Below are 23,935 nucleotides of genomic sequence, written 5' to 3' on the forward strand. Positions count from 1 at the left end.
ACATGGCATTCTGGCTTGCTGACAAGCGCAACGGACAGGAGAGCGACTGGATCAGGCGCTTCGACCCGCGCTTCTGGACCGTCAATTTCCCGCGCCCGATGATGGCCTCCGTCATCTCGACCGGCCCCGACTCCCTACGGGTGGACGCCGCATTCCTGCGCAAGGGCGACCTCGGCGGACTGATCTGGGAGAGCGAGGACCGGCTCGACCACCCGCTGCTCGCCTACAAGGCCGACCGCGACTACGCCCATACCTCGCTCAGCTTCCGCTGGCGTTCCTCGGGGGTGATCCCGCTCGACGCCGGGAACGGTCCGACCCTGACGATAGAGGGACAGGACGCAAGCGGCACCGCGCGCGCCTGGTACGTCCGGCTCTGGAACTATGCCGAGGGGACGGGTGAGGATGCCCGGATCAGCCTGCGCTTTTCGGAGCTGGACGCCGGCTTCGCGCTCCCTGCCGAAGCAGAGCGCATATGGCCCCATGCGATCGACCGCATGTTCATTTCCTTCTGTCCGCCGGGCTACGACGGCAGCACCGCCCCCTTGCCGGCCGAGGCCGAAGGCTGGATCGAACTGAGCGAGATCGCGGTGGACGGCGCGCGCGCCATGCTGGAGATCGGCGACGTCATCCTCCCGCCGAACGGCCTCGCCATGGCGACCGGATTCGACGATCAGGGCGTGCAGACCCCCGCCCGGCTCCTGCGCGGCGTGCGCCAGCTCGGCTACCGGGGCTCGGTGGTCCACTATCTGGGCATGAGCCATTACTTCCGGCTCGCTTCCGCAGACGGAGCCTATCTCGCCGGCATGGGGGGCGACCCGCTCAACGCGCCGACGCGGGTCTGGCACCGCACTTTCTTCGCGGAATGCGTGAAGCTCGGTTTCAACCCGATCGCCTCGCTGTCCTACGAACTGCTCGACCAGCACTGCCCCCCCGCGTGGAAGCAGCGCGACCTGGAGGGCAATCCGGCGCTGACCGGATGGGACCCGCCCTCAACCCTGCTCTCCCCCGCGAACGGTGCCGCAATGGGCTGGCTGCAATCGGTCGGCGCCGCTTTCGCGCAGCTCATGACCGAGGCAGGCGCCGCGGTGCGGTTCCAGGTCGGCGAACCGTGGTGGTGGTGCTTCGCGGACGGCCGCATCTGCCTTTACGATGCCGAGGCGACCGCCCGGCTTGGCGGTGCGCCTGCCGCCATTCCCGACATGCGCGCCCCTCTCGATACCGCGCAAAAGGCCTTGCTGGACGAAGCCGGTGCCCTTCTTGCGCAGTCCACCGCCGATCTCGTGGATGCGGTCCGTGCCGCCGCCGCTCCGGCGCCGGTCGAAACGCTGGCGCTGGTCTTCACGCCCACCCTGCTCGATCCGGCGATGCCCGAGATGCGCCGTGCCAATCTCCCGGTCGGCTGGGCCTCGCCCGCCTTCGACCGTTTGCAGGTGGAGGACTATGACTGGCTCACCGCCGGTGCCGATACCCTGCGCCGTTCCGCCTATGCCGCAGTGAACGAGCGGCTCGGCTATCCCCCCGAAGAGCAGGACTACCTCGCCGGTTTCGTGCTGACGCCGGCGCAAGGCGACCAGTGGCGCCGCATCGACGCCGGGCTGGACGAGGCCCTCGCCCGCTCGCCGCGCGAAGTGGTGGTCTGGGCACTGCCCCAGGTCGCGCGCGACGGCTTCGTCCGCCTTCCCCCCCTCTCTCCGCAAGCCTCAGGAGCCGATCAGATGCAGGCCTTCGACGACGTGCTCTATCCCCTCGCGCTGGGCCGCGATGCCACGGTGATCCCGGAGTTCTCCACTTCGATCTCCGTCACCGCATCCGGCTTCGAACGGCGCAACAGTCTCTGGTCCAACGCCCGCCTGCGCTTCGATGTCGGCCCCGGCGTGCGTTCCGAAGCGGAACTGGGCGAACTGATCGCCTTTTATCGCGCCCGTCGCGGCCCCGCGCGCGGCTTTCGACTGCGCGATCCGAGCGATTACAGTTCGAACGGCATGGTCGGCACGCCAAGCCCGCTCGACCAGCCGCTCGGCACCGGTGACGGCATCACCGCCCGGTTCCCGCTCGTGAAGCGCTACGGCGAAGGAAGCGCCGAACAGGTCCGCCGCGTGACCCGGCCGCTGTTCGACACCCTGCTCGTCTCGATCGGCGGCGCCGTGCAGGTCGGCAACTGGACGCTCGAACCGCAAGGCGTGATCGCGTTCGACGATCCTCCGCCCCTGGGCGCGGCCGTCCGGGCAGGCTTCCTGTTCGACGTGCCGGTGCGCTTTGCGGAAGATCAGCTCGAAGTCGCGGGCGCCGCTTTCGCGGCAGGCGAGGCGCCGAGCGTGCCCGTCGTCGAAATCCGGGAGGCATCATGAGCCGCAAGTGGTTCTCGGGCGACCTGGAAACGGTCGCCACCTTCTGGCGCATCGACCGGCGTGACGGCGTGACCCTGGGCTTCACCACGCACGATGCCGATCTCTGGTTCGACGGCCTCTCGCATCGGGCGTCACCCGGCATGGTTCCGTCCTCGATACGCAAGTCCGCCGGCTTCGAGGCAGACAGTGCCGAAGTGCGCGGCACGATCACGCATGAGGAGATTTCCACGGAAGATCTGGCCACCGGGCGGTTCGACGGTGCCCGTGTCCGCATCGGGCTGATCGACTGGGAAACGCTGGAACACGAAACCCTTTACACCGGCACTATCGGCGCCGTTGCCGAGGAAGACGGTGCGTTCTCCGCCGAACTCGCGTCGCGCAAGGCGGAACTGGCGCGCGATCCGGTCCCCCGCACAAGCCCCGCCTGTCGCGCCGGGTTCTGCGGGCCGGGATGCAATCTCGATCCCCAGCGCTTCACCCGCGAACTGGCCGTCGCACTGGTGGATACCGCCAGCAATACGGTCTCCTTTGCCGAACCGGCCTCTCCGGACCTGTTCGCTGGCGGCACGCTGCGGTGGCTCGAAGGGCCGCAAGCGGGCGTGCGGATGGGCATCGTAGGCGGGGAAGACGGCAGGCTGATCCTCGATGTCCCGCTGGACGGGAGTATTCCGCCCGGCACCCGCGCCTTCCTGCGCGAAGGGTGCGATCATACGCTGGGCACCTGCGCGGAACGGTTCGGCAATGCCGTGAACTTTCGCGGCGAACCCTATCTTCCCGGAAACGACCTGCTCACCCGCTACCCCTCGCCCTCGCAATGACGGGCGAGAATCTGGCCGGGGCGGCGCGGGCACTGATCGGCGTGCCGTTTCGACTTCATGGCCGCGATCCGGCGGCCGGGCTCGATTGCCTCGGCCTCGTCGCGGTCGCCGCGGGCAGGCCCATGGCCGTTCCCAACGGCTACAGCCTTCGCGCCATGCGGATCGACCGCGCAGATGCCGTTGCCGCCGCGCTGGGGCTGGAAGCTGCCACCGGCGGAATCGCGGCGGGCGATGTGCTGATGCTGCGCCCCGGCCCCTGCCAATACCATCTCGCCATCGCGCTCGGCGAGGCGCGCATCGTTCATGCCCATGCGGGCCTGCGCCGCGTCGTAATCGCCCCGCTCCCGCGTGAATGGCCGCTCACCGGGCACTGGCGTGCCCGCTTCGGCTCCCTTTCCTGAAGGACAAGACATGGCAACGCTCGTTTTCAGCACGGTAGGCACGGCGCTGGGCGGCCCGGTCGGCGGTGCGATCGGTTCGCTCGTAGGCAGTCAGTTCGATGCCGCGATCTTCGGATCTCCCAACCGGCAGGGTGCAAGGCTCAAGGAACTGGAAGTGACCACTTCCAGCTACGGCCAGCCCCTCCCCCGTCATTTCGGCCGGATGCGCGTTGCCGGCCAGATGATCTGGGCGGCGGAACTCACCGAGCACAGCGAAACGCTGGGCGGCGGCAAGGGCGCTCCCTCCGTCACGACCTACAGCTATTCGGCCAGCTTTGCCGTGGCACTCTCCAGCCGCCCGATCCTGGCCCTCGGCCGCATCTGGGCCGATGGCAGACTGCTGCGCGGCGCGGAAGGCGACCTCAAGGTCGGCGGTACGCTGCGCATCCATACCGGGCACGGCGATCAGGCCTGCGATCCGCTGATCCTTGCGGCAGAGGGTGAAGCCCTTTGCCCCGCTCACCGCGATCTGGCCTACGTGGTGTTCGAGGATCTCGACCTTTCGGAATATTACAACCACATCCCCGCGCTGACTTTCGAGGTCATCGCCGACGAACGCTTCGATCTCTCCGGGGTGATCGGCGATCTGGTGGAGGATATCGACGCGGCAGTCCCGCTCGAAAGCTTCGGCGGGCTGAGCTGTGACGGGTCTCTGGCGGATATCCTGCAGGTCATAGACCAGGTCGAGCCGCTCTGCACCGATGCCGGGCGGGACCGTCTGGTGATTGCCAGGGAACGGCTGCAGACGAGCCCGATCGCCCTCACCGAAGCCGCGATATCCGCCCAGGACGGCGATTTCGGCGCCGCGACGGGTTTTTCCCGCAGCCGTGCCGCCCCCGGCGAACAGCCGCTGTCGGTGCTGCGCTATTTCGACCGCGACCGCGACTATCTGCCCGGCGTGCAACATGCCACCGGCCGCGCCATTGCCGGAGAACCCCGCGCGCTGGAACTTCCGGCCGCGCTCGATGCCGCCACCGCCCGCAGCCTGATCGAACGCATCCGCAGAAGGATCGACTGGAGCAGGGACCGCATTTCCTGGCGGACCAGCGAACTCGACTGCGATGTCGCGCCCGGTGCCTCGGTGACGTTTCCCGGCCTTCCCGGCCTGTGGCGCGTAGAGGCATGGGAGTGGCGAGACAGCGGCATCGAGATTTCCGCCACCCGCCGCGTGCCGACCGGAGCAGACGCTCCGCCACGGCTTGCAACCGACCCGGGACGGATAAACCCCCAGCCGGATCTCCCCCCCGGCCAGACCGCGCTCGTGGCGCTCGAACTTCCCTACGATGCCGCGACGGGCACGCCAGACAGCGCCCGGCCCATTGCCGCACTGTCCTCCTCCACTGCAAACTGGAGCGGTGCGGCGCTCTTTGCCGACCGCGGCGACGGGGGCCTGCTGCCGCTCGGCCCCAGCGGCCGGATGCGCTCGATCGTCGGCACGGCCTCGACGGCGCTTCCACCGGCAAGCGCGCTGCTGTTCGATCGCGCCTCCACCCTGGAGGTTCGCCTGACAGGGGCGGACCTGCAATTGGCATCGGCATCGCTACGCCAGCTCGCGGAAGGCGCCAACCTTGCCCTCGTGGGTGACGAAATCATCCAGTTCGCCGGCGCCCTGCCGCTTGGCGGCGGCACCTGGCGGCTCACCGGTTTTCTGCGCGGAAGGGGCGGAACGGAAACCGCAATCGGCACGCACCTGCCCGGCGAACCGTTCGTCCTGCTCGACCGCAAGGCCGTCGCGCTCGATCCGGCCATCGTCGGAACCGGGAGCGAACGCCGGATCGTGGCGGCAGGGCGCGGAGATCCCGAGCCGGTCGCCGTCCCGATCCGCCTTGAAGGCATCACATTGCGCCCGCTGGCACCGGTCCACCCTCGTGTCACAAGACTGGCGGACGGCACCTTGCGCGCGGCGTGGACACGCCGCGCACGGGGCAACTGGACATGGCAGGACGGGCTCGACGTGCCCCTGGTCGAACAGACGGAGAGCTATCTCGTGACGTTCGGTGCGATCGGGAGCCCGCTGGCCACGTGGACCCTTGCCGCCCCTTCGATCGATCTCGCCCCCGACCTCGTGGCACGCCTGTCCGCAGGAGCCCCCGGCGAATGGCTGCGCGTGAGGCAGCAGGGAACCCACGCCCTTTCCGAACCCCTTCCCGTCCTTTCGCTGAACTGATCCCAAGGAGCCCAGCATGAGCGATACCATCACTTTCGACAGCGCCAGCGCGCGTTTCTCGCTGCCGTTTCTCTATGCCGGCCAGTCCCAGAAAGAGGTCTTCGTCAACGAAGCCCTGGCCCGCTGCGACATGCTACTGCACCCCGCGATCGAGGGCGAAACCGATCTCCCGCCTCCCTCCCCCTCGGAGGGAGAATGCTGGCTGGTCGGCATGGAAGCGAGCGGGGCCTGGAACGGGCAGGCGGGCACGCTTGCCACATTTCAGGGCGGAAACTGGATGTTCGTGAAACCACGGCACGGAATGCGCGTCTTCGATCTGTCGACCCGGCAGGAGCAACTATTTTGGGGCTCATGGAGAAAAGCTTCCCTTCCCGTGGAACCACTTGGCGGATCGACAGTTGATGTTCAGGCTCGGGCGGTGATCGGTCAACTGGTTGCTGCCCTGCAAGCCTTGGGTATCTTCCCGTCAGCATGACGCGGCACATTGAACAGGGGTAGGAACAGTGCAGTCGATTTCCAATAAATGGGGTCACGAGGCGGCACCAACCCTCCGAAATCGCGACATTCTTGCAACAGTCGCTTTCAATGTGCGCTTGCACACGCAATGCTGAGGGGGTAGACACTCGACGCACTCGGTGGCTCCAAATCTCTTAGTAGGGGAAACGTATGAGGAAACTCGTCCTTGGTCTGGCGCTGGCTTCGACAGCTATCGCCACGCCCGCGCTTGCGCGTGACAAGTCGTGGTATCTTGAACTCGACTTCGGCGGCATGATCGTCGAAGACGCTGATCTTAAGGTCGACGGCGTCAGCAACGCCGCAACTGCCGACTTCAAGACCGGCTTCGACGGCGGCGCCGTTCTCGGTTACGACTTCGGTCCGTTCCGTCTTGAAACCGAAGCCAGCTATCGCCAGGCTCCGGTCAAGTCCTTCGGCGGTGACGCCAGCAACCTGTCGTTCATGGTCAACGGCCTGCTCGATTTCGGTCCCGATGACGGCCTCCAGGGCTTCGTCGGCGGTGGTGCGGGCGTCGCTCGCGTCGATGCCGACTTCATCGACGATTCCGACACCGGCTTCGCATGGCAGGCTATCGCGGGCGTTCGCGCTCCGATCAGCAGCCACTGGGACGTGGGCCTGAAGTATCGCTTCATGAACGTCGCCAATGTCGACCTCGTCGACGTGGACGGTTCGTCGGTCAGCACCCGCTGGCGTTCGCACTCGCTCATGGGCACCCTGGCGTACAACTTCGGCGAACCGGCAGCTCCGCCGCCGCCCCCGCCGCCGCCCCCGCCGCCCCCGCCGCCTCCCCCGCCGCCGCCTCCGCCGCCGGTTGTGGAATGCAACAAGGGTCCGTACATCGTGTTCTTCGACTGGGATAAGTCGGACATCACGCCGGAAGCCGCCACCATTCTCGACAGCGCGATCAGTGCCTATGGCAACTGCAACAGCGTTCCGATCATGCTGGCCGGTTACACCGACCGTTCGGGTACCGAAAAGTACAACCTCGGCCTGTCGGCTCGTCGTAACGACGCTACCCGCGCGTATCTGACCAGCCACGGCATTCCGGACGGCTCGATCTCGAGCCAGGCGTTCGGTGAAGCTAACCCGCGCGTTCCGACTGCTGACGGCGTGCGCGAGCTGCAGAACCGCCGCGTCGAAATCACTTACGGTCCGGGTTCGGGCATGTAAGCGAACCGGCAACGGTTACAGATCAGGGGGTCGGAGCAATCCGGCCCCCTTTTCTTATGGAACTTGCACCAGCATGTTCCCGGCAGCCCGGGCATCCGTGGGCCGGCCGCACAAACGAAAACGCCCCGCGGGTCAGGCGGAGCGTTCGTAATTTCAGCTCTGAAAAAGATCAGGCGGCGTAAGGCGTAGGGTCGATCAGCCCCGCATCGGCAAAGCCGCTCTTTCGCAGGCGGCAGCTGTCACACTCTCCGCAGGCGCGGCCATCCGGCTGCGGATCGTAGCACGACCAGCTCATGCCGGCATCCAGCCCAAGGCGATCCGCCTCGCGGGCGATATCCGCCTTGCCGAGGAACTGCAGCGGCGCGTGAATGCTGAACTTCGTGCCCTCGTCGCCTTCCTTGGTCGCCAGGGTCGCGATGTTCTCGAACGCCGAGATGAATTCGGGACGGCAGTCGGGATAGCCCGAATAGTCCAGCGCGTTCACGCCGATGAATATATCGGAAGCCCCGATTGCCTCGGCCCAAGCCAGCGTAAGCGACAGGAAAACGAGGTTGCGCGCGGGAACATACGTCACCGGAACACCGGGACCGACGCCATCCTTCGGCACCTCGATATCGTCCGTCAGCGCAGACCCGCCGAACTGGCGCAAGTCGAGCGGAAGCACGACATGACGTTCGGCGCCAAGGAAAGCGGCGATCTTGCCGGCGGCATCGATTTCGCACCGATGACGCTGGTTATAGTCGATCGTCAGCGCATTGATGGAATAGCCCGCCTCTCGTGCGAGCCCCGCCGAAACCATCGAATCCAGTCCTCCTGAGAGAAGGACGACCGCCTTGCGGCCTGAAAGCGTTGAAGTATCCTGCATGGTTCTTTCGCTAAGCCTTCGCCGAAGCGATGACAACCACCAGCCGGCAGCGTCAGTTCCGGCAGGAACCGGTCCGCCGTCCCTCAGCGGTGACAACGAAGGGAAGTCCGCTGACGATCCCCTGACTGTCGATCTGGATCAGCCCATTGGTCTCGCGCCGAACCCGCGTTCGGCCATAGCCCTGCCCGCGACAGGTATACTGGACGACGACTTCGTTCGCCGTGTCCTCGACCACGACCGCGCGGCAAGGAATCCCCTGATGCCTGAGCTGAATCAGTTGCCTGCCATTTCCGATGCAAAGGTTGCGCGTGACGCTGCTCTCGCCGTGCTCACGCAGTTCCCAGGAGCCCGGCTCCAGCTGGTCAAGCATCGCAAGCGATCGCTTCTGCCCTTGCGCGCCCGATCCAAGCAGCAGCAATGCCCCGGCTGCCACTGCTACCGTCGCTGCCCTGCGTTTCGTCCAGTCGAATTTGCGGCCCCTCGCGCGCGTTGGCGCAAGACCTCGTGCTTTACCCGTGGTCATCCGCCCCATATCGGTACTCCCGACCGGCAAGACAAGCATCCCCCGCGCCGACAGGTCCGCAACGGCCCGATATGTTCAGACAGGGACGTGCAATATCTTCGAACAGAACGCGCAATCTACCGGAACCATACCGGTTTCATCGCGCATATCCGCCCGCTCGGTCTCGGGAAACCGTCCAAGGATATTCTGATAATATTCCACCGAGCATCGGCAGCCCCGCGTCAACGGCGCCAGCGGCTCCACCCGGATAACATCCTCTTCATGGAACAGGCGCCAGACGAGCTGCTCCAGATTGAGCACCGGATCGACCAGTTCGCCCGCCTGAACGCTGCCCGCCATGATCGAGACATGCTCCCAATCGGGGTGCTGTTCCTTGACGTGAAGGCGCTCCTTGCCTTCCTCGCCATCCGGGAAATGCTGGACGAGCAGGCCCCCCGCAACGCATCGCGGGCCATTGGAACGGACGGCAATGCGGATCACCGTCGGAACCTGCTCGGACTGGGCGAAATAGCTCTGGCAGGCTTCGGCAAGCGATGCGCCTTCAAGCGGCACCACGCCCTGGTAGCGCTCGTTCGAGACGTCCAGATCGAAGGTGATCGCAAGATAGCCCTTGCCGAAGATCGTTTCGAGCGAGCAGTCCTCTTCCAGCTTCTCGGCCAGAACCGGGTCATGTCGCAGATAACCGCGAAGTTCGCCGCCCCGATAGTCGCAAACGAGCAGATCCACAGCTCCGCCTTCGGCTTGCGCCTGGAAGGTCAGCTGAGCGCCCTCCTCCTTCAGAAGCGACCCCATCAAGGCCGTCAGCACCAATGCTTCGGCCAGGACGTGCTTGACCGCCTTGGGGTAGCTATGGGCCGAGAGTACCGTTTCCAGCACAGGGCCAAGGCGCACCACACGACCGCGCGCATGGCGCGAAGGCACGGTGAACGCCAGCACCCGATCAAAGCCGGTATCGTCGTCCCGAGGGAGAAGATCGTCGCTCACAGCTTGCCAAGCGCCCACAGCAGCACGGACTTCTGTCCATGGATGCGGTTTTCGGCCTCGTCCCATACTGCGGACTGAGTGCTGTCGATCACGTCATCCGTCACTTCCTCGCCGCGGTGGGCGGGAAGACAGTGGAGGAACATGGCGCCCGGATTCGCAGCCGCCATCAGCGCCTGATTGACCTGATAGGGCTGCATGGCTGCAACATGCTTCTCGCCGCCCGGCTGCCCCATCGACACCCAGGTATCGGTAACCACGACCTGGGCACCTGCAACCGCTTCGGCCGGGTTCTGCGTCAGAATGACCTCGCCGCCCGCCGCACGAGCGCGCGCGATGAATTCAGTATCCGGCTCGTAGCCCGCAGGGCCGCCGATGCGGATCGTGAATTTCATCAGCCCTGCCGCCTCGATCAGCGAGTTGGCAACGTTGTTGCCATCGCCAAGCCAGGCCAGCTGGAGCCCCGGAAGCGCAAAGCCGCCCTCGACGATCGTCAGCAAGTCGGCAACGATCTGGCAGGGGTGGGAAAGATCCGTCAGCCCGTTGATAACCGGAACCTCGGCATAGTGCGCCAGTTCCTCGATCTTGGCGTGATCGTCGGTACGGATCATGATCGCATCGACCATCCGGCTGAGCACGCGGGCGGTATCGGCGATCGTCTCGCCGCGACCGATCTGGGTGCTGCCCGCTTCGAGAATGAGCGCACTGCCGCCGAGCTGACGCATCGCCATGTCGAACGAGACGCGCGTGCGGGTCGAGTTCTTCTCGAAGATCATGGCAAGCACATGGCCCGCAAGCGGAGCATCGGCGTCGACCTGGCCTTTCGGCCAGGCCTTGCGCGCGGACTTCCGGTCGATCGCATCGTTGATCATCGCGGCGAGCGCAGGCCCACCGGCATCACTCAGATTGAGGAAATCCCGCATCTTCAGGCGACCTCTTGGGGCTGGTAGCTCGCCGCCGCGGCGGACAGCTTCTCCATGAATTCGTCGATATGGCTGTCGTCGATGACGAGCGGCGGCAGAACGCGGACCACATTGTCACCGGCCGAAACGGTGAGCACCTGATGGTTGTCACGCATATGGGCAACGAAAGCCCGCGGCTCCATCTTCAGCTTCATGCCGATGAACAGGCCGCGGCCATGCACCGAATCGAACAGATCGGGATAGTTGCCGATGAACTGTTCGAGCCGCGAACGCAGTCGCTCGCCCTTTGCGCGCACATCGGCAAGGAATGCCTCATCGGCCACGACGTCGAGCACCGCACCGATCGCTGCCATGGCGAAAGGATTACCGCCATAAGTCGAACCATGCGTTCCGAATACCATCCCGCGCGCGGCCTTTTCGGTGGCAAGGCAGGCGCCGACGGGGAAGCCGCCGCCGATGCCCTTCGCGGTCGACATGATATCGGGCACGATCCCGTACTGCTCGTAGGCGTAGAGCGTACCGGCACGACCGACGCCGCTCTGAACTTCATCGAACACCAGCATCAGGTCATGCTCATCGCAAAGTGCGCGCAGGCCCTGGAGGAATTCGTCCGAAGCGATGCGGATGCCGCCTTCGCCCTGAATCGGCTCAACCAGGAAGCCTGCGGTATTCGGGCCGATAGCGGCCTTTGCGGCTTCCAGATCGTCGAACTCGACATATTTGAAACCGGGCAGCAGTGGCAGGAAGCCCTTGTGCATCTTGTCCTGATTGGACGCGCTGATCGTCGCCATCGTCCGGCCGTGGAAGGCATTCTTGAACGTGATCAACTCGAACTTGTGATCGTTGCCGACGTGCTGATGATAAGCACGCGCAGTCTTGATAGCGCATTCGACCGCTTCGGCGCCCGAGTTGGTGAAGAACACCGTATCGGCGAAGGTCAGTTCGGTCAGGCGGGTGGCAATCGCTTCGCCCTGGGGGCTACCGTAAAGGTTCGAAACGTGCATGAGCGTCTCGGCCTGCTTCTGGACCGCACCGATCAGGCCTTCATGCGAATGACCCAGCAGGTTGACCGCTATCCCGCTTGCAAAATCGAGGAATCGGCGACCGTCTTCACTGATGAGGTGACAATGCTCGCCGCGAACGGGCCGAACGCCGCACCGGGGATACACGGGCATCAGCGGAGTGATCGACATGATGGAATTCCTCGATAACGAATCAGTGACGTGAACGTGAAAACGTGAATCGGAAACGACAAATGGCGGCCCTAACCGGACCGCCATTTGCGCGCTTTTAGGTGTTTGCAGTCCCCCGGTCAAACACCGGGGGCGTTGCAGGCAGGATCAGCCCTGGAGCGGCGCCAGGTTGACCGCCGAGTACTTGCCTCGTCGATCGACCTCGATGTCGAACTCCACGCGATCGCCTTCGTTCAGACCGCCAAGGCCCGAACGCTCAACTGCGCTGATGTGAACGAATGCGTCCGGCTGGCCATCATCACGGGTGATGAAGCCGAAGCCCTTCATGGAGTTGAAGAACTTGACCGTGCCGCTGGCCTTTTCACCGGTCAGCTGACGCTGCGGTGCAGGCTCGCGCTTGGCGACCGGAATCACGTCGCCGACGACGACGAGTTCGCTGGCCGAAATCTTGCCGCCACGATCGACGAGCTGGAATTCGAGCTGCTGGCCTTCGGCCAGGCCTTCAAGGCCGGCACGCTCGACAGCGCTGATGTGAACGAACACATCTTCGCCGCCCTCATCGCGCTGGATGAAGCCGAAACCCTTCGCTCCGTTGAAGAACTTCACGACGCCGCGACCCTGGCCGACGACCTGAGCGGGCATACCGCCACCGCCGCCGCCGCCGCGCGGACCACCGCCGAAGCCACCGCCACGGTTGCCGCCGCCGAAGCCGCCGCGATCACCGCCGCCGCCGCCGCCGAAGCGATCACCGCCGCCGAAACCGCCGCGATCACCGCCACCGCCGAAACGATCGCCGCCACCGAAGCGGTCACCGCCACCGAAGCGATCTTGCCCGGCAAAGAACGGATCGAACTCGTTCTCCCCGAAGCTATCGCGCTTGTCGCGTCCCCTTCCGCGACGACCTCTGTCAAAACCCATGTTTACGAACGTACCTTCGCTGCGCCCCAAAAAGCATACACCCGGACACGTGGACGAACCGCGCCGACCGTCAGGCAAACAGCCGAGAAAAGCCCCGGACCTTTACCTGCAGGCCGGAGTCATACACGAGGTTCTGCCACATGGCGAACACATTTACGTCCCATTCTCCCGCGCCAGGGACGAAATATCGCGTTTTCCGTGCATTCCACCTTGCTTTTCGTCGGAATTGGGAGCTTGACGAGCGCTCATTTCAGGCCGAACCGGTGCCCACAAACACCATTCGACACCGGAGAATCGCGCCCATGTTCCGCCAGATCACCGAGACCGTGTTCGCGAGCCCGCAAATCGGAACGGATGCCATCGCCGAGGCGAAAGCTCTGGGGATCGTGCGGATCATCAACAACCGTCCCGAGGGCGAAAGCGAAGACCAGGTCGCAGGGGACGTCATCGCCGCCGAAGCCGCTGCGGCCGGGATCGATTATGTCGCGATTCCCGTGGGCCACGGCGGCTTCAGCCAGGCTCAGGTCGATGCCATGGCCGATGCGCTCGATACTGCGGAAGGTCCGGTTCTGGCCTACTGCCGTTCGGGTACGCGCTCGACTCTGCTTTGGGCGCTTGCCCGCGCCAAGGCAGGCGACAGCCCTGCCGTGATTGCCTCCAAGGCTGCGGCAGCGGGTTACGACGTTTCCCCGATTCGCCAACTCATCGACATGCTTTCCGCCGGGAAGTGATCCGACGCCGGTTTCCGGTGTTCAGAGCGCGATGTCGCCCTGTTCGCCGGTCCGGATTCGCAGCACGTCTGCCAGATCGAAAACGAAGATCTTGCCGTCACCGATTTCGTCGGTGCTTGCGGCTGCTTTGACGATCTCGATCACCGTGACCGCAAAAGCGTCGGAAACCGCGATTTCCAGCTTCAGCTTCGGAAGCATGCTCGAGGCATATTCCGCCCCCCGGTAGATTTCGGTCTGACCTTTCTGCCGACCGAAGCCGCTTACCTCAGAAACCGTTAGCCCTGAAACGCCGGCGGCCGAGAGGGCATCCCTTACTTCCGTGAACTTGAACGGCTTGATGATCGCGATGATGTACTTCACGCCCGATCTCCCGGTGGAAGGCTGTGGGCAGAACATCACACATTGTCGGCATCGCGACAAAGACAAATCTGGGCAAATCCGCGACAATAAAAAGAATGAAAAATGGGCCGGAGCGGCTGGCTCCGGCCCTTGAGTTTGTGTTCGCAGGAGGAACACCGGGAGGCGGCAACGGATGTAAGGAGAGGAAGAAGTATCCGCCGCCGCCAAGCTCTAGGAGATTTGAAACTTAGTTGTAGGCACGCTCGCCATGTTCGCCGATGTCGAGGCCTTCCTGCTCGACTTCCGGAGCGACGCGCAGGCCGGTGACTGCCTTGGCAACGTAGATCGAGATGACGGTGCCGATGGTGGCCCAGACGATTGCGACGAGAACCGCGATGATCTGCGTTGCGACCTGCGAACCCATCGAGAAGTCGGCGCCGCCGGGTCCACCCAGCGAAGGCGCATAGACGATGCCGGTGCCGATGGCGCCGACGATGCCGCCGATCCCGTGGACACCGAAGGCGTCGAGGGCGTCGTCATAGCCGAGAGCGGGCTTGAGCTTGCTGACCGCGAAGAAGCAGATGATCGAAGCGACGGCGCCCAGGACGATCGCTCCGAACGGGCCCGAGTTGCCCGCTGCCGGGGTAACGGCGACGAGACCCGCCACGATGCCCGAGCAGAAGCCGAGAGCCGAACCCTTGTGGCCGCTGAGACGCTCTGCGAGCATCCAGAACAGGCCCGCAGATGCGGTGGCGACGAAAGTGTTGATCATGGCAAGGGCGGCCGAGCCATTGGCTTCGAGAGCCGAACCGGCGTTGAAGCCGAACCAGCCCACCCACAGCAGGCCGGTGCCGACCATCGTCAGCGTCAGCGAGTGCGGGGGCATCGGCTCGTTGGGATAGCCCTTGCGCTTGCCGAGGATCAGTGCCGCGACGAGCGCCGAAACACCGGCATTGATGTGAACGACGGTACCGCCGGCGAAGTCGAGAGCGGCAGGGAGTTCGGTGCCGAACATCTTGCCTTCGAACAGGAAGCCGCCCGCTGCCCAGACCATGTGCGCGATCGGGAAGTAGGTGATCGTCAGCCAGACGACCGCAAATACCATCACGGCCGAGAACTTGATGCGTTCGACGGTCGAACCGAGGACCAGCGCGACGGTGATCGCGGCGAAGGTCATCTGGAAGCTGATGAAGACGTATTCGCTGATGACTTCGCTGGTGAAGGTCGCCGCCGTGCTGTCAGGCGTGACGCCGGCGAGGAAGAACTTGCCCCAGGCGATGAAGGCATTGCCTTCCGGACCGAAAGCGAGGCCGTAGCCGTACATGACCCAGATCAGCATCGCGAGCGCAGCGGCCGCGCCGATCTGCGTCATCGTCGAAAGCATGTTCTTCGAGCGGGTGAGGCCGCCGTAGAACAGCATGAGGCCGGGCAGGATCATGAGCAGGACCAGGATGGTCGAGGTCATCATCCAGGCATTGTTACCGGGATTGGGGACGGGCGCGGCCGCGGCAGCGGCTTCCTGCGCCCATGCAGGCATGGCGGCGAACAGCGACGCACCAAGAGCGCCGGCGCCGCAAAGAATTTTGCGGTTCATCGTGGTTTCCCTCCTGTCGGAAGCGCCGGTCAAAGCGCGGTATCGCCGGATTCGCCGGTGCGGATGCGCACGGCCGAGGCCAGGTCGAGGACGAAGATCTTGCCGTCGCCAATGGCTTCGGTGCTGGCGACCTGCTGGATCGTTTCCACGATCTTCGGCGCCAGATCGTCGGGCGCTGCCACTTCGATCTTCACCTTGGGGAGCATGTTGGTCGAATACTCGGCCCCACGATAGATTTCCGTCTGACCCTTCTGGCGCCCGAAGCCCTTCACTTCGGAAACGGTCATCCCGGCGACACCGATCGCGCCCAGCGCTTCTCGCACTTCGTCGAGTTTGAAGGGCTTGATGATGGCTATGATGAACTTCATGCCTATCCCCTGTTTGTCACCGGCCCCGCGCCGGCTCCAAACAGTGAATGCAAAGGCCGTGCCAATTTACCAAACGACGGGATTCAAGGGCCTGATCGCTCCGTTCAACGCAAGTGCAGCATGACGTATCGCTCGATTCCTGAGCAGTTGCCTATTTTTTAGGCAACTCAAGCGACGCAAAGACCGGCAGGTGGTCAGATCCTATCGCCGCAAGGGGGCTGTGGTGAACGTTTGTTCCCAGAATCCGCCACTGTTCGGATACGATGATGCGATCCAGCCTTGCCAGAGGCCTGCGGGAAGGAAAGCTCCGACCCGGTACCAGCACCTGCCAGGGGGCATGAAACTCTCGGAAACAGCCGCCGTGGCTGGACCATTCATTCAGATCGCCCATCATCACGGTCGGCACATGTTCATCGCAGGCGCCGACATGGGACAGCACGCTTCGCACCTGCAACCGTCGGCGCAGACCGGACAGGTCGAGGTGCATGCCGACCACCCGAACCTTCCGCCCCTGAACCGAAAGATCCGCACGGATCGCGCCGCGCGGCTCGAGAACCGGCAGGGCCACGGGCTTGGCTTCGAGCAGTTCGATGCCCTTGCGCACAAGCAGGGCATTGCCGTGCCAGCCCAGGCTGTCCGGCTTCATCGACAGGGGCACCGGGACATAATCGGTTGCCCCGTGAATCACCTCCAGCGGCAGCGCGCTCATCCGGCGGCCAAACCGGCGATCCACTTCCTGCAGCGCCACGATGTCGGCATCGATCTCGCGCAGCACCGTGAGGATGCGCTCGGGATCGCGCCGCCGGTCAAGCCCGACGGCCTTGTGGATGTTGTAGCTGGCGAACTTGATCTGCAACGAAGGACTTCCGGCGAATGGGATAGCGTAGCAATCCGCCGGAATAGCATGAGGTTCCCTGTCCGTCGTCCCGGACTTGCCCGCACGCGCGAAAGCGCAGGCTGCGGAGACGGGACGACGAAAGGTTTCAGCGTTCCTTCGTGGCGCTGAAGGTCATGTCCGGGTTGCGTTCCTGCTGATAGTTCACGTCCCACGCCGAGCGGGCCATGAACACGGGATCGCCGTCACGGTCCTTCGCGAGGTTCATCTTGTTGATTTCGCCGAAGTCGCGCAGCGTCTTTTCGTCGCCCTTGATCCAGCGGGCCGTGTCGAACGGGGAAGCTTCGAGCACGGCTTCCACCTTGTACTCGGCTTCGAGGCGGCTGATCAGCACATCGAGCTGAAGCTGGCCGACCACGCCGACGATCCACTGCGAGCCGATTTCCGGGTAGAAGACCTGAATCACGCCTTCTTCCGAAAGGTCGTCGAGCGCCTTGCGGAGCTGCTTGGTCTTGGTCGGATCCTTCAGCGCGACGCGGCGCAGGATTTCCGGCGCGAAGTTCGGCAGGCCGATAAAGCGAACCTGGTTCTTTTCGGAGAGGGTATCGCCCACGCGCAGGGTGCCGTGATTGGGAATGCCGATGATATCGCCCGGCTCGGCATTGTCCGCGATCTCGCGGTCCTGCGCGAAGAACAGGATCGGCGAATGGACCGCGATCGGCTTGCCGAGGCCCGAGGGCGTCAGCTTCATGCCGCGCTTGAAGGTGCCCGAGACCAGACGCATGAAAGCGATGCGGTCACGGTGCATCGGGTCCATGTTGGCCTGGACCTTGAAGATGAAGCCGGTGACTTCCTTGTTGTCCGGCTCGATCGTGCCTTCGTTCGAAGGCTGCGGCCGCGGCGGGGGCGCGAACTTCTCGATCGCGTCGATCAGTTCGGTAACGCCGAAGTTCTTGAGCGCCGAGCCGAAGTAGACCGGCGTAAGGTCGCCGCCCCGATAGGCCTCCACATCGAATTCGGGATAGCCGGCCTGCGCCAGTTCCAGCTCCTCGGCGACGGCATCGGGAAGCGCCGCGCCTTCGTCGACCTTGCCGAGAAATTCCTTGCTCGGCCCTTCGGGGCGGCTGATCTTGCCGCTGGCGATGTCGAGGATACCCTCGAACAGGCCGCCCATGCCGACAGGCCAGGACATCGGGCAGACGTCCAGCGCCAGCATGTCCGCCACTTCGTCCATCAGGTCGAAGCAGGCGCGGCCTTCGCGGTCGACCTTGTTGATGAAGGTGATGATCGGCACCGAACGCAGGCGGCAGACCTCGAAGAGCTTGCGGGTCTGCGGTTCGATACCCTTGGCCGCGTCGATCACCATGATCGCCGAATCGACTGCGGTGAGCGTGCGGTAGGTGTCTTCCGAGAAGTCCTCGTGGCCCGGCGTGTCGAGCAGGTTGAAAGTGATCCCGTCCCGCTCGAACGTCATGACCGAGCTGGTCACGGAGATGCCGCGCTGCTGCTCGATCTTCATCCAGTCAGACCGCGCGCGCCGCGCGGCGCCGCGTGCCTTGACCTGTCCTGCCAGATGGATGGCACCGCCTTGCAGCAGCAGCTTCTCGGTCAGGGTGGTCTTACCGGCGTCAGGGTGCGAGATGATCGCGAAAGTGCGCCGGGACTGGTGGGGAACATTGCTCATCGGCGCGCTATTAGTGGGCGCGGGGCCAGATGGAAAGGGCGGAAAAAAGGGGGAGCCCCCCTCACTACGGCCTGCGGAGTGGACCGTTTCCTGGCCCGCGCTCGGCCCCTGTACCCGGCCCTGTACTCGGCCCCTGCACCTAACCTTCGTCATTGCGAGCGTAGCGAAGCAATCCAGGGCGCGTTACGCCGCTCTGGATTGCCGCGTCGGCTTCGCCTCCTCGCAATGACGAAAGTGGAGGAAGTCAGCCCTCGCGCGCGACCTGGAAGCCGGCGAAGGACTGGCTGACCGGCATCAGTTCCAGCGTGTTGATGTTGAGATGCGGCGGCAGGGTCGCCACCCAGAGCACGGTTCCGGCGATATCCTCGGCCGTCATCGGATTCGCGCCGCCATAGAGGTTGTCCGAAGCCTGCTGGTTGCCGCCGGTCCGCACGAGGGTGAACTCGGTCTCCACCATGCCCGGCTCGATCGAGGTCACGCGCACGCCCGTTCCCGCGAGGTCGGAACGCAGGCCCAGCGAGAACTGGTGCACGAAGGCCTTGGTGCCGCCATAGACGTTGCCGCCCGTGTAAGGGTAAGTCGCCGCCACCGAGGACAAGTTGACGATCGCGCCCTTGCGCGCAACCAGCGCGGGCAGAAGCTTGTGAGTGAGCGAAACCAGCGCGGTGACGTTGGTATCGATCATCGTCTTCCAGCTTTCGAGCGATGCGCTCTGCGCCGGTTCGGTGCCGAGCGCGAGGCCGGCATTGTTGACGAGACAGTCGATCCCGGCGAACTCGGCAGGCAGGGCGGCAAGAGCAGCATCGCGCGCCGCTTCATCGCGCACGTCGAAAATGGCGGCGTGGAACTTGTCCGCGCCCAGTTCGGCCTTCAGCGCGTCCAGACGCTCGGTCCGGCGACCGGTGCCGATCACACGCCAGCCCGCCGTCACGAATGCGCGGGCACAGGCTTCGCCGATGCCGGAGGTAGCCCCGGTTACGAGTGCGGTCTTCATCGGAAATAGGTCTCCTTCAGTCGGCGGTCAGGACGCTGACGTCCATGCGGAAGCTCCGGCTCATGCCGGGTTCGAGCGAAAGCACGCCGGGCTTGGCGCGGAAATCGCCGGAATAACCCAGCGGGTCGGCCATGCCCTGCCAGGGCTCGATGCAAAGATAGTTCGCGCCCGGCTTCTGCCAGATGCCCAGCATCGGCATATCCGGGAAAGCGACGGCAAGCTGTGTACCGCCCGGCGTGCCGAACGTGAGCGAGCGACTGGCAAGCCGATCCCAGATCAGGGCATCGGTCTCGAACTGCGCGGCTTCGGGCATGAGCAGATGCCCCTCGACCGGAGTGGCGACGGGTTCGGGCTGGACGAGACCGGTCGGCAGGTCGATGCGGCGGATCGGCTGGGGCTCCGCTTGCTCGAAAGCGATCGTGTGATCGGCCTTGGCGGCGCCGCCCGGCAGCGGCCAGGCGAAAGCGGGGTGATAGCCGAAGCTGAACGGCATGGCCCCGTCTCCGGCGTTGATCACCGTCGCCGTGGTGTGCAGGCACATGCCTTCGAGGCGGAATTCCAGATCCAGCGCGAAGGCGAAAGGATAGACCTTGCGGGTTTCCGCACTGTCGCGGAGGCGGAAGACGGCGCGATCGGCCGCGGTTTCGACCACGTCGAACAACGAATGGCGCGCGAAGCCGTGCTTGGGCAGTTCGTATTCGCGGCCATCGAGGCGATAGCGATTACCGTTCAGCGCGCCGACGATCGGGAACAGGATCGGCGCATGTCCGGTCCAGAACGCCGGATCGGCGTCTGTCATGTATTCCCGGCCGAAGCGGTCGGTCAGAGACCAGAGTTCGGCCCCGAACGGGGTGATCCGCGCGGTGAGTTCGCCGGAAGAAATGGTCACGAATTCCATGTCGGTCACCGGCTCACTCCAGAAGCGTCGTCCCGGACCCGGTCCGGGACGACGTAATGCATCAACCGCGCAGCACGGCGCCAAGCTTGGCGGCGGCGGCAGTCACCTTGCTGCTGATCGCCTTCAAGTCTTCTTCCTTGTAGCTCTTTTCGAGCGGTTGGAGAGTGACTTCGAGCGCGAGCGACTTCTGGCCTTCCGGCACGCCTGCCCCACGGAAGTCGTCGAACAGACGGGCCGAGACGATATTCGCCTTGTCTGCACCGGCAACCATGCGGACGAGATCGCCCGCAGCCTGCTCGACCGGGACGAGGAACGCGAAGTCGCGAGTCACCGCCTGCAGCGCCGGGGGCGCGTAGCGGGTACGGGCGAAGGTAGCAGCGCCCTTCCTGCCGGGGATCGCGTCGAGATAGATCTCGGCAATCGCCACCGGACCTTCGATGTCGAACTGCCTGGCGACAGTCGGGTGCAGCATGCCGAAGCGCGCCAGCACGTTCTTGGGCCCAAGGCGCAGCGTGGCCGACTGGCCGGGGTGGAACTGCGGACCGGCCTCACCCATGACCTGCAGCTTCTCGACCGGGGCGCCGGCCTCAGCCAGCAGCGCGGTCACTTCGGCCTTGGCGTCGTAGGCGTCGAACGCAGTCGCCTTGCCGGTCGCCCAGCCGCGCGAAACCTTCTCGCCGGCCAGCACGAAGCCGAGCGCCAGACGCTCATCGCTCGCGCCGCCCTCTCCGCGCAGATAGCGACGGCCGAGTTCGAACAGGCGAAGCGACGAGGCGCCGCGATCGAGGTTGCGCTTGGCCGCCATCAGCAGGCCCGGCAGCAGCGACGGCCGCATGACCTTCATGTCCTCGCTGATCGGGTTGGCGAGCGACCACAGGGCGTTTCCATCCGCGAAGGCATCGGCCTCGGCGGAGGGCAGGAACGACCAGGTTACCGCCTCGTGCAGACCGCGCGCAGCAGCCGCACGGCGAACACGGCGCTCCAGCGCCTGCGTCGGCGTGGCGGTCGGACGGGCGACACCGTCAGCGCGCGGCAGGGCCACGCTGGTCACCTTGTCGAGACCGTGGATGCGGACGACTTCCTCGACGATATCGGGCGCGCCATCCACGTCCGGGCGCCAGCCGGGGACGGTAACGGCCCACGACGTGTCGAAGTTCGCCTGCTCGGCCACCACCGAGAAGCCGAGGCTTCCCAGAATGCGCTGCTGCTCAGCCGCTTCGATGCGGACGCCGCCCAGCTTCTCGGTCAGCGCCGGATCGAAGTGGACGATCTTCGGCGTGCTCGGCGCTGCACCGCTGCGCACCGCCTGCGAAGCCTCACCGCCGCACAGCGTCTGGATCAGCTGGGTCAGGTGGTCGAGGCCGGTATCGAGGAAATTCGGATCGATCCCACGCTCGAAACGGCTACGCGCGTCCGAGGTGAGGTTGAGCTTGCGGCCGGTCCTGGCGATGCGCTCGGGATCGAAATAAGCGATTTCGAGCAGGACGTCGGTGGTCTCGTCCCCGCAGCCCGAATGCTCGCCGCCCATGATGCCCGCAATGTCGTGCACGCCCGAATCGTCGGCGATCACGGTCATCTCGGCGTCGAGCGTGTAGGTCTTCTCGTTCAGCGCAACGACCGTTTCGCCATCCTTCGCCCGGCGCGCGACGACGGCGCCGTTCAGCTTGGCGAGGTCATAGGCGTGGGCCGGGCGACCATAGGCCAGCATCAGGTAGTTGGTGGCATCCACCAGCGCCGAGATCGGACGCTGCCCTGCCGCCTTCAGGCGATCCTGCAGCCACTGCGGCGAGGGGCCGTTCTTCACGCCCTTGATCCCGCGGCCGTGGAACGCCGGGCAACCCTCGGCATCGTCGGTGCGCACGTCCACCGGGCAGGGGAAGCTGCCGGCGATGTCCAACGCCTCGATCGGCTTCAGCGTGCCCAGGCCGGCGGCGGCCAGATCGCGGGCGATGCCGTAGACGCCCATGCAGTCCGGACGGTTGGGGGTGATGGCCACCTCGATCACCGGATCGGCGCCGTGGTAGTCCGCGAAAGGCGTGCCGACCGGCGCGTCTTCGGGCAGTTCAATGATGCCGTCGTGATCTTCGCCCAGCTCCAGCTCGCGCGTGGAGCACATCATGCCGTTCGATTCGACGCCGCGCACGGCAGCGACCTTCAGCACCATGCCGTTGGCGGGCACGGTCGCACCGGGCAGGCCCAGCACGCCGACAAGGCCAGCCCGCGCGTTCGGCGCGCCGCAGACGACCTGCAGCACGCCCTCACCCGTATCGACGGTCAGGACCTGCAGCTTGTCCGCCTGCGGATGCTTGTCGGCGGTGAGCACCTTCGCCACGCGGAAGCCCGAAAGCTTGGCAGCGGGGTCTTCGATGCCTTCGACCTCAAGGCCGATGGCGTTGAGCTTCAGGGCGATATCCTCAAGCGAGGCGTCGGTCTCAAGGTACTGCTTGAGCCAGGAAAGCGAGAACTTCATTTTCTAGATCCTTCCCGCGCTCAGGCCGGAGTGCCGACGCCGCCCGAAAGGGTCGGCACGTCGAGGGCGGAGAAACCGTAGTGGGAGAGCCAGCGCACATCGCCGTCGAAGAAGGCGCGCAGGTCGTCCATGCCGTACTTCAGCATGGCCAGGCGATCGATGCCGATGCCGAAGGCGAACCCTTGCCATTCGTCGGGATCGAGCCCGGCGAATTCGATGACGCGGCGGTTGACCATGCCCGAGCCGAGCACTTCCATCCAGCCGCCCTCGCCCTTCGACGGATCGCCGCCGATCACGCGCTTGCCGTCGATCAGGGTGAAGCCGATATCCGCTTCCACCGAAGGCTCGGTGAAGGGGAAGTAGCTGGGGCGCAGGCGCAGGACGATGTCCTCACGCTCGAAGAACGCCTTCAGGAACGTCTCCAGCGTCCACTTGAGGTGGCCGAGGTGGACGTCCTTGTCGATCACCAGACCTTCGACCTGGTGGAACATCGGCGTGTGGGTGGCGTCGCTGTCCGAACGGTAGACCCGGCCCGGCGCGATGATGCGCAGCGGCGCGCCCTGCTTGAGCATCGTGCGCATCTGCACGGGCGAAGTGTGCGTGCGCAGCAGCATCTCGCGTTCCTGCGCATCGCGGTCCGGGAAATAGAAAGTGTCGTGCATCGCGCGCGCCGGGTGGCTTTCCGGCATGTTGAGCGCGGTGAAATTGTGCCAGTCGTCCTCGATCTCCGGCCCGGTGGCGACAGAGAAGCCGAGGTCGGCGAAGATCTCGGCAATCTCGTCCATCACTTGCGAGATCGGGTGGACGGTGCCGCGCGGTGCTTCGGGTGCGGGCAGCGAAAGGTCGATGGTCTCGGCAGCAAGCCGGGCTTCCAGCGCGGCGCCTTCCAGCGCATCCTTTCGGGCGGCGAGCGCATCGCTCACGCTTTCGCGCAAGGCGTGGATCTTCGGTCCTTCGACCTTGCGCTCTTCGGGATCGAGCTTGCCCAGCGTCTTGAGCAGGCCGGAAATCGAGCCCTGCTTGCCCAGAAACTCGACACGCAGGGCCTCCAGCGTTTCGAGATCGGATGCTTCCGCAATCCGCGAGAGCGCCTCCTGGCCGGTTGCTGCGTAGTCCACTGGTGTCTGCCTGACTGTTGCTGAATCTGGAAGCGCGGTCCT

Annotated in this window: 22 protein-coding genes; 7 read left to right on the forward strand and 15 right to left on the reverse strand. The window is 65.0% G+C overall.

Annotation, left to right across the window (positions count from 1 at the left end; translation table 11 throughout):
• The first annotated feature begins 2 nt into the window (after positions 1 to 2).
• From U9J33_RS00945 to U9J33_RS00970, 6 genes are all read left to right on the forward strand, one after another.
• Positions 3 to 2,348, forward strand: a complete 2,346-nt coding sequence (locus tag U9J33_RS00945) for a DUF2460 domain-containing protein (RefSeq protein ID WP_324697275.1) — start codon at positions 3 to 5, stop codon at positions 2,346 to 2,348.
• Entirely contained in the window at positions 2,345 to 3,166 is an 822-nt protein-coding gene (locus U9J33_RS00950) for a DUF2163 domain-containing protein (protein WP_324697277.1), read from the forward strand. The genes U9J33_RS00945 and U9J33_RS00950 overlap by 4 nt, the downstream gene beginning before the upstream one ends.
• Complete coding sequence (locus U9J33_RS00955; protein WP_054442188.1) at positions 3,163 to 3,567, forward strand: NlpC/P60 family protein; 405 nt, start codon at positions 3,163 to 3,165, stop codon at positions 3,565 to 3,567. The genes U9J33_RS00950 and U9J33_RS00955 overlap by 4 nt, the downstream gene beginning before the upstream one ends.
• A 10-nt stretch (positions 3,568 to 3,577) precedes the next feature.
• Positions 3,578 to 5,773 carry a phage tail protein gene (locus U9J33_RS00960; RefSeq protein ID WP_324697279.1) on the forward strand — a complete coding sequence of 732 codons (2,196 nt, stop codon included), beginning with the start codon at positions 3,578 to 3,580 and terminating at the stop codon, positions 5,771 to 5,773.
• Between the two features lie 16 nt (positions 5,774 to 5,789).
• The gene (locus U9J33_RS00965; RefSeq protein ID WP_324697281.1) at positions 5,790 to 6,248 is read left to right on the forward strand and encodes a DUF2793 domain-containing protein; all 459 of its coding nucleotides are present in this window, start codon (positions 5,790 to 5,792) and stop codon (positions 6,246 to 6,248) included.
• 191 nt (positions 6,249 to 6,439) lie between these two features.
• Entirely contained in the window at positions 6,440 to 7,459 is a 1,020-nt protein-coding gene (locus U9J33_RS00970; RefSeq protein WP_132468655.1) for an OmpA family protein, read from the forward strand.
• Between the two features lie 169 nt (positions 7,460 to 7,628).
• Here the strand turns inward: U9J33_RS00970 and queC are convergent, their stop codons facing one another.
• From queC to U9J33_RS01000, 6 genes are all read right to left on the reverse strand, one after another.
• The gene (gene queC / locus U9J33_RS00975) at positions 7,629 to 8,324 is read right to left on the reverse strand and encodes a 7-cyano-7-deazaguanine synthase QueC (protein WP_324697283.1); all 696 of its coding nucleotides are present in this window, start codon (positions 8,322 to 8,324) and stop codon (positions 7,629 to 7,631) included.
• A gap of 52 nt (positions 8,325 to 8,376) precedes the next feature.
• The gene (locus U9J33_RS00980) at positions 8,377 to 8,847 is read right to left on the reverse strand and encodes a DUF3617 domain-containing protein (RefSeq protein WP_292635429.1); all 471 of its coding nucleotides are present in this window, start codon (positions 8,845 to 8,847) and stop codon (positions 8,377 to 8,379) included.
• 75 nt (positions 8,848 to 8,922) lie between these two features.
• A complete protein-coding gene (locus tag U9J33_RS00985) occupies positions 8,923 to 9,831 on the reverse strand; it encodes an Hsp33 family molecular chaperone HslO (RefSeq protein WP_324697286.1) in 909 nt (302 codons plus the stop codon).
• Positions 9,828 to 10,751 (reverse strand): ornithine carbamoyltransferase, encoded by a 924-nt coding sequence (argF, locus tag U9J33_RS00990; protein WP_324697288.1) that lies wholly within the window; start codon positions 10,749 to 10,751, stop codon positions 9,828 to 9,830. Before argF ends, U9J33_RS00985 begins: the two co-directional genes overlap by 4 nt.
• A gap of 2 nt (positions 10,752 to 10,753) precedes the next feature.
• The gene (locus U9J33_RS00995; RefSeq protein WP_324697290.1) at positions 10,754 to 11,944 is read right to left on the reverse strand and encodes an aspartate aminotransferase family protein; all 1,191 of its coding nucleotides are present in this window, start codon (positions 11,942 to 11,944) and stop codon (positions 10,754 to 10,756) included.
• 147 nt (positions 11,945 to 12,091) lie between these two features.
• Positions 12,092 to 12,862 carry a cold-shock protein gene (locus tag U9J33_RS01000; RefSeq protein ID WP_132468654.1) on the reverse strand — a complete coding sequence of 257 codons (771 nt, stop codon included), beginning with the start codon at positions 12,860 to 12,862 and terminating at the stop codon, positions 12,092 to 12,094.
• Positions 12,863 to 13,164: 302 nt separating this feature from the next.
• Here U9J33_RS01000 and U9J33_RS01005 point away from each other — a divergent pair, with 302 nt between their 5' ends.
• The gene (locus tag U9J33_RS01005; protein WP_185998412.1) at positions 13,165 to 13,593 is read left to right on the forward strand and encodes a TIGR01244 family sulfur transferase; all 429 of its coding nucleotides are present in this window, start codon (positions 13,165 to 13,167) and stop codon (positions 13,591 to 13,593) included.
• A gap of 21 nt (positions 13,594 to 13,614) precedes the next feature.
• Here the strand turns inward: U9J33_RS01005 and U9J33_RS01010 are convergent, their stop codons facing one another.
• The 9 genes from U9J33_RS01010 to pheS all read right to left on the reverse strand — a co-directional run bounded on the left by U9J33_RS01010 (position 13,615) and on the right by pheS (position 23,893).
• The gene (locus U9J33_RS01010) at positions 13,615 to 13,953 is read right to left on the reverse strand and encodes a P-II family nitrogen regulator (RefSeq protein ID WP_054442179.1); all 339 of its coding nucleotides are present in this window, start codon (positions 13,951 to 13,953) and stop codon (positions 13,615 to 13,617) included.
• Positions 13,954 to 14,179: 226 nt separating this feature from the next.
• Complete coding sequence (locus U9J33_RS01015) at positions 14,180 to 15,526, reverse strand: ammonium transporter (protein WP_054442178.1); 1,347 nt, start codon at positions 15,524 to 15,526, stop codon at positions 14,180 to 14,182.
• Positions 15,527 to 15,555: 29 nt separating this feature from the next.
• Positions 15,556 to 15,894 (reverse strand): P-II family nitrogen regulator, encoded by a 339-nt coding sequence (locus tag U9J33_RS01020; RefSeq protein ID WP_054442177.1) that lies wholly within the window; start codon positions 15,892 to 15,894, stop codon positions 15,556 to 15,558.
• A 151-nt stretch (positions 15,895 to 16,045) separates the two neighbouring features.
• Positions 16,046 to 16,750: an endonuclease/exonuclease/phosphatase family protein gene (locus U9J33_RS01025; protein WP_185998411.1), complete on the reverse strand. Its 705-nt coding sequence runs from the start codon at positions 16,748 to 16,750 to the stop codon at positions 16,046 to 16,048.
• A gap of 127 nt (positions 16,751 to 16,877) precedes the next feature.
• Complete coding sequence (locus U9J33_RS01030) at positions 16,878 to 18,413, reverse strand: peptide chain release factor 3 (RefSeq protein WP_185998410.1); 1,536 nt, start codon at positions 18,411 to 18,413, stop codon at positions 16,878 to 16,880.
• Positions 18,414 to 18,657: 244 nt separating this feature from the next.
• Positions 18,658 to 19,407: an SDR family NAD(P)-dependent oxidoreductase gene (locus U9J33_RS01035; RefSeq protein ID WP_324697297.1), complete on the reverse strand. Its 750-nt coding sequence runs from the start codon at positions 19,405 to 19,407 to the stop codon at positions 18,658 to 18,660.
• A 16-nt stretch (positions 19,408 to 19,423) separates the two neighbouring features.
• A complete protein-coding gene (locus U9J33_RS01040) occupies positions 19,424 to 20,305 on the reverse strand; it encodes an aldose 1-epimerase family protein (protein ID WP_420719891.1) in 882 nt (293 codons plus the stop codon).
• Between the two features lie 61 nt (positions 20,306 to 20,366).
• The gene (gene pheT, locus U9J33_RS01045; protein ID WP_324697301.1) at positions 20,367 to 22,775 is read right to left on the reverse strand and encodes a phenylalanine--tRNA ligase subunit beta; all 2,409 of its coding nucleotides are present in this window, start codon (positions 22,773 to 22,775) and stop codon (positions 20,367 to 20,369) included.
• Positions 22,776 to 22,795: 20 nt separating this feature from the next.
• Positions 22,796 to 23,893: a phenylalanine--tRNA ligase subunit alpha gene (pheS, locus tag U9J33_RS01050; RefSeq protein WP_132468651.1), complete on the reverse strand. Its 1,098-nt coding sequence runs from the start codon at positions 23,891 to 23,893 to the stop codon at positions 22,796 to 22,798.
• Positions 23,894 to 23,935 lie beyond the last annotated feature (42 nt).

The organism is Novosphingobium sp. RL4, assembly GCF_035658495.1.
GTDB lineage: Bacteria > Pseudomonadota > Alphaproteobacteria > Sphingomonadales > Sphingomonadaceae > Novosphingobium.

Coding starts and splice junctions, on each gene's coding strand:
- U9J33_RS00945 (WP_324697275.1), top strand. CDS start 3: ATGGCATTCTGGCTTGCTGACAAGCGCAACGGACAGGAGAGCGACTGG.
- U9J33_RS00950 (WP_324697277.1), top strand. CDS start 2,345: ATGAGCCGCAAGTGGTTCTCGGGCGACCTGGAAACGGTCGCCACCTTC.
- U9J33_RS00955 (WP_054442188.1), top strand. CDS start 3,163: ATGACGGGCGAGAATCTGGCCGGGGCGGCGCGGGCACTGATCGGCGTG.
- U9J33_RS00960 (WP_324697279.1), top strand. CDS start 3,578: ATGGCAACGCTCGTTTTCAGCACGGTAGGCACGGCGCTGGGCGGCCCG.
- U9J33_RS00965 (WP_324697281.1), top strand. CDS start 5,790: ATGAGCGATACCATCACTTTCGACAGCGCCAGCGCGCGTTTCTCGCTG.
- U9J33_RS00970 (WP_132468655.1), top strand. CDS start 6,440: ATGAGGAAACTCGTCCTTGGTCTGGCGCTGGCTTCGACAGCTATCGCC.
- queC (WP_324697283.1), bottom strand. CDS start 8,324: ATGCAGGATACTTCAACGCTTTCAGGCCGCAAGGCGGTCGTCCTTCTC.
- U9J33_RS00980 (WP_292635429.1), bottom strand. CDS start 8,847: ATGACCACGGGTAAAGCACGAGGTCTTGCGCCAACGCGCGCGAGGGGC.
- argF (WP_324697288.1), bottom strand. CDS start 10,751: ATGCGGGATTTCCTCAATCTGAGTGATGCCGGTGGGCCTGCGCTCGCC.
- U9J33_RS00995 (WP_324697290.1), bottom strand. CDS start 11,944: ATGTCGATCACTCCGCTGATGCCCGTGTATCCCCGGTGCGGCGTTCGG.
- U9J33_RS01000 (WP_132468654.1), bottom strand. CDS start 12,862: ATGGGTTTTGACAGAGGTCGTCGCGGAAGGGGACGCGACAAGCGCGAT.
- U9J33_RS01005 (WP_185998412.1), top strand. CDS start 13,165: ATGTTCCGCCAGATCACCGAGACCGTGTTCGCGAGCCCGCAAATCGGA.
- U9J33_RS01015 (WP_054442178.1), bottom strand. CDS start 15,526: ATGAACCGCAAAATTCTTTGCGGCGCCGGCGCTCTTGGTGCGTCGCTG.
- U9J33_RS01020 (WP_054442177.1), bottom strand. CDS start 15,894: ATGAAGTTCATCATAGCCATCATCAAGCCCTTCAAACTCGACGAAGTG.
- U9J33_RS01030 (WP_185998410.1), bottom strand. CDS start 18,413: ATGAGCAATGTTCCCCACCAGTCCCGGCGCACTTTCGCGATCATCTCG.
- U9J33_RS01035 (WP_324697297.1), bottom strand. CDS start 19,407: ATGAAGACCGCACTCGTAACCGGGGCTACCTCCGGCATCGGCGAAGCC.
- U9J33_RS01040 (WP_420719891.1), bottom strand. CDS start 20,305: ATGGAATTCGTGACCATTTCTTCCGGCGAACTCACCGCGCGGATCACC.
- pheT (WP_324697301.1), bottom strand. CDS start 22,775: ATGAAGTTCTCGCTTTCCTGGCTCAAGCAGTACCTTGAGACCGACGCC.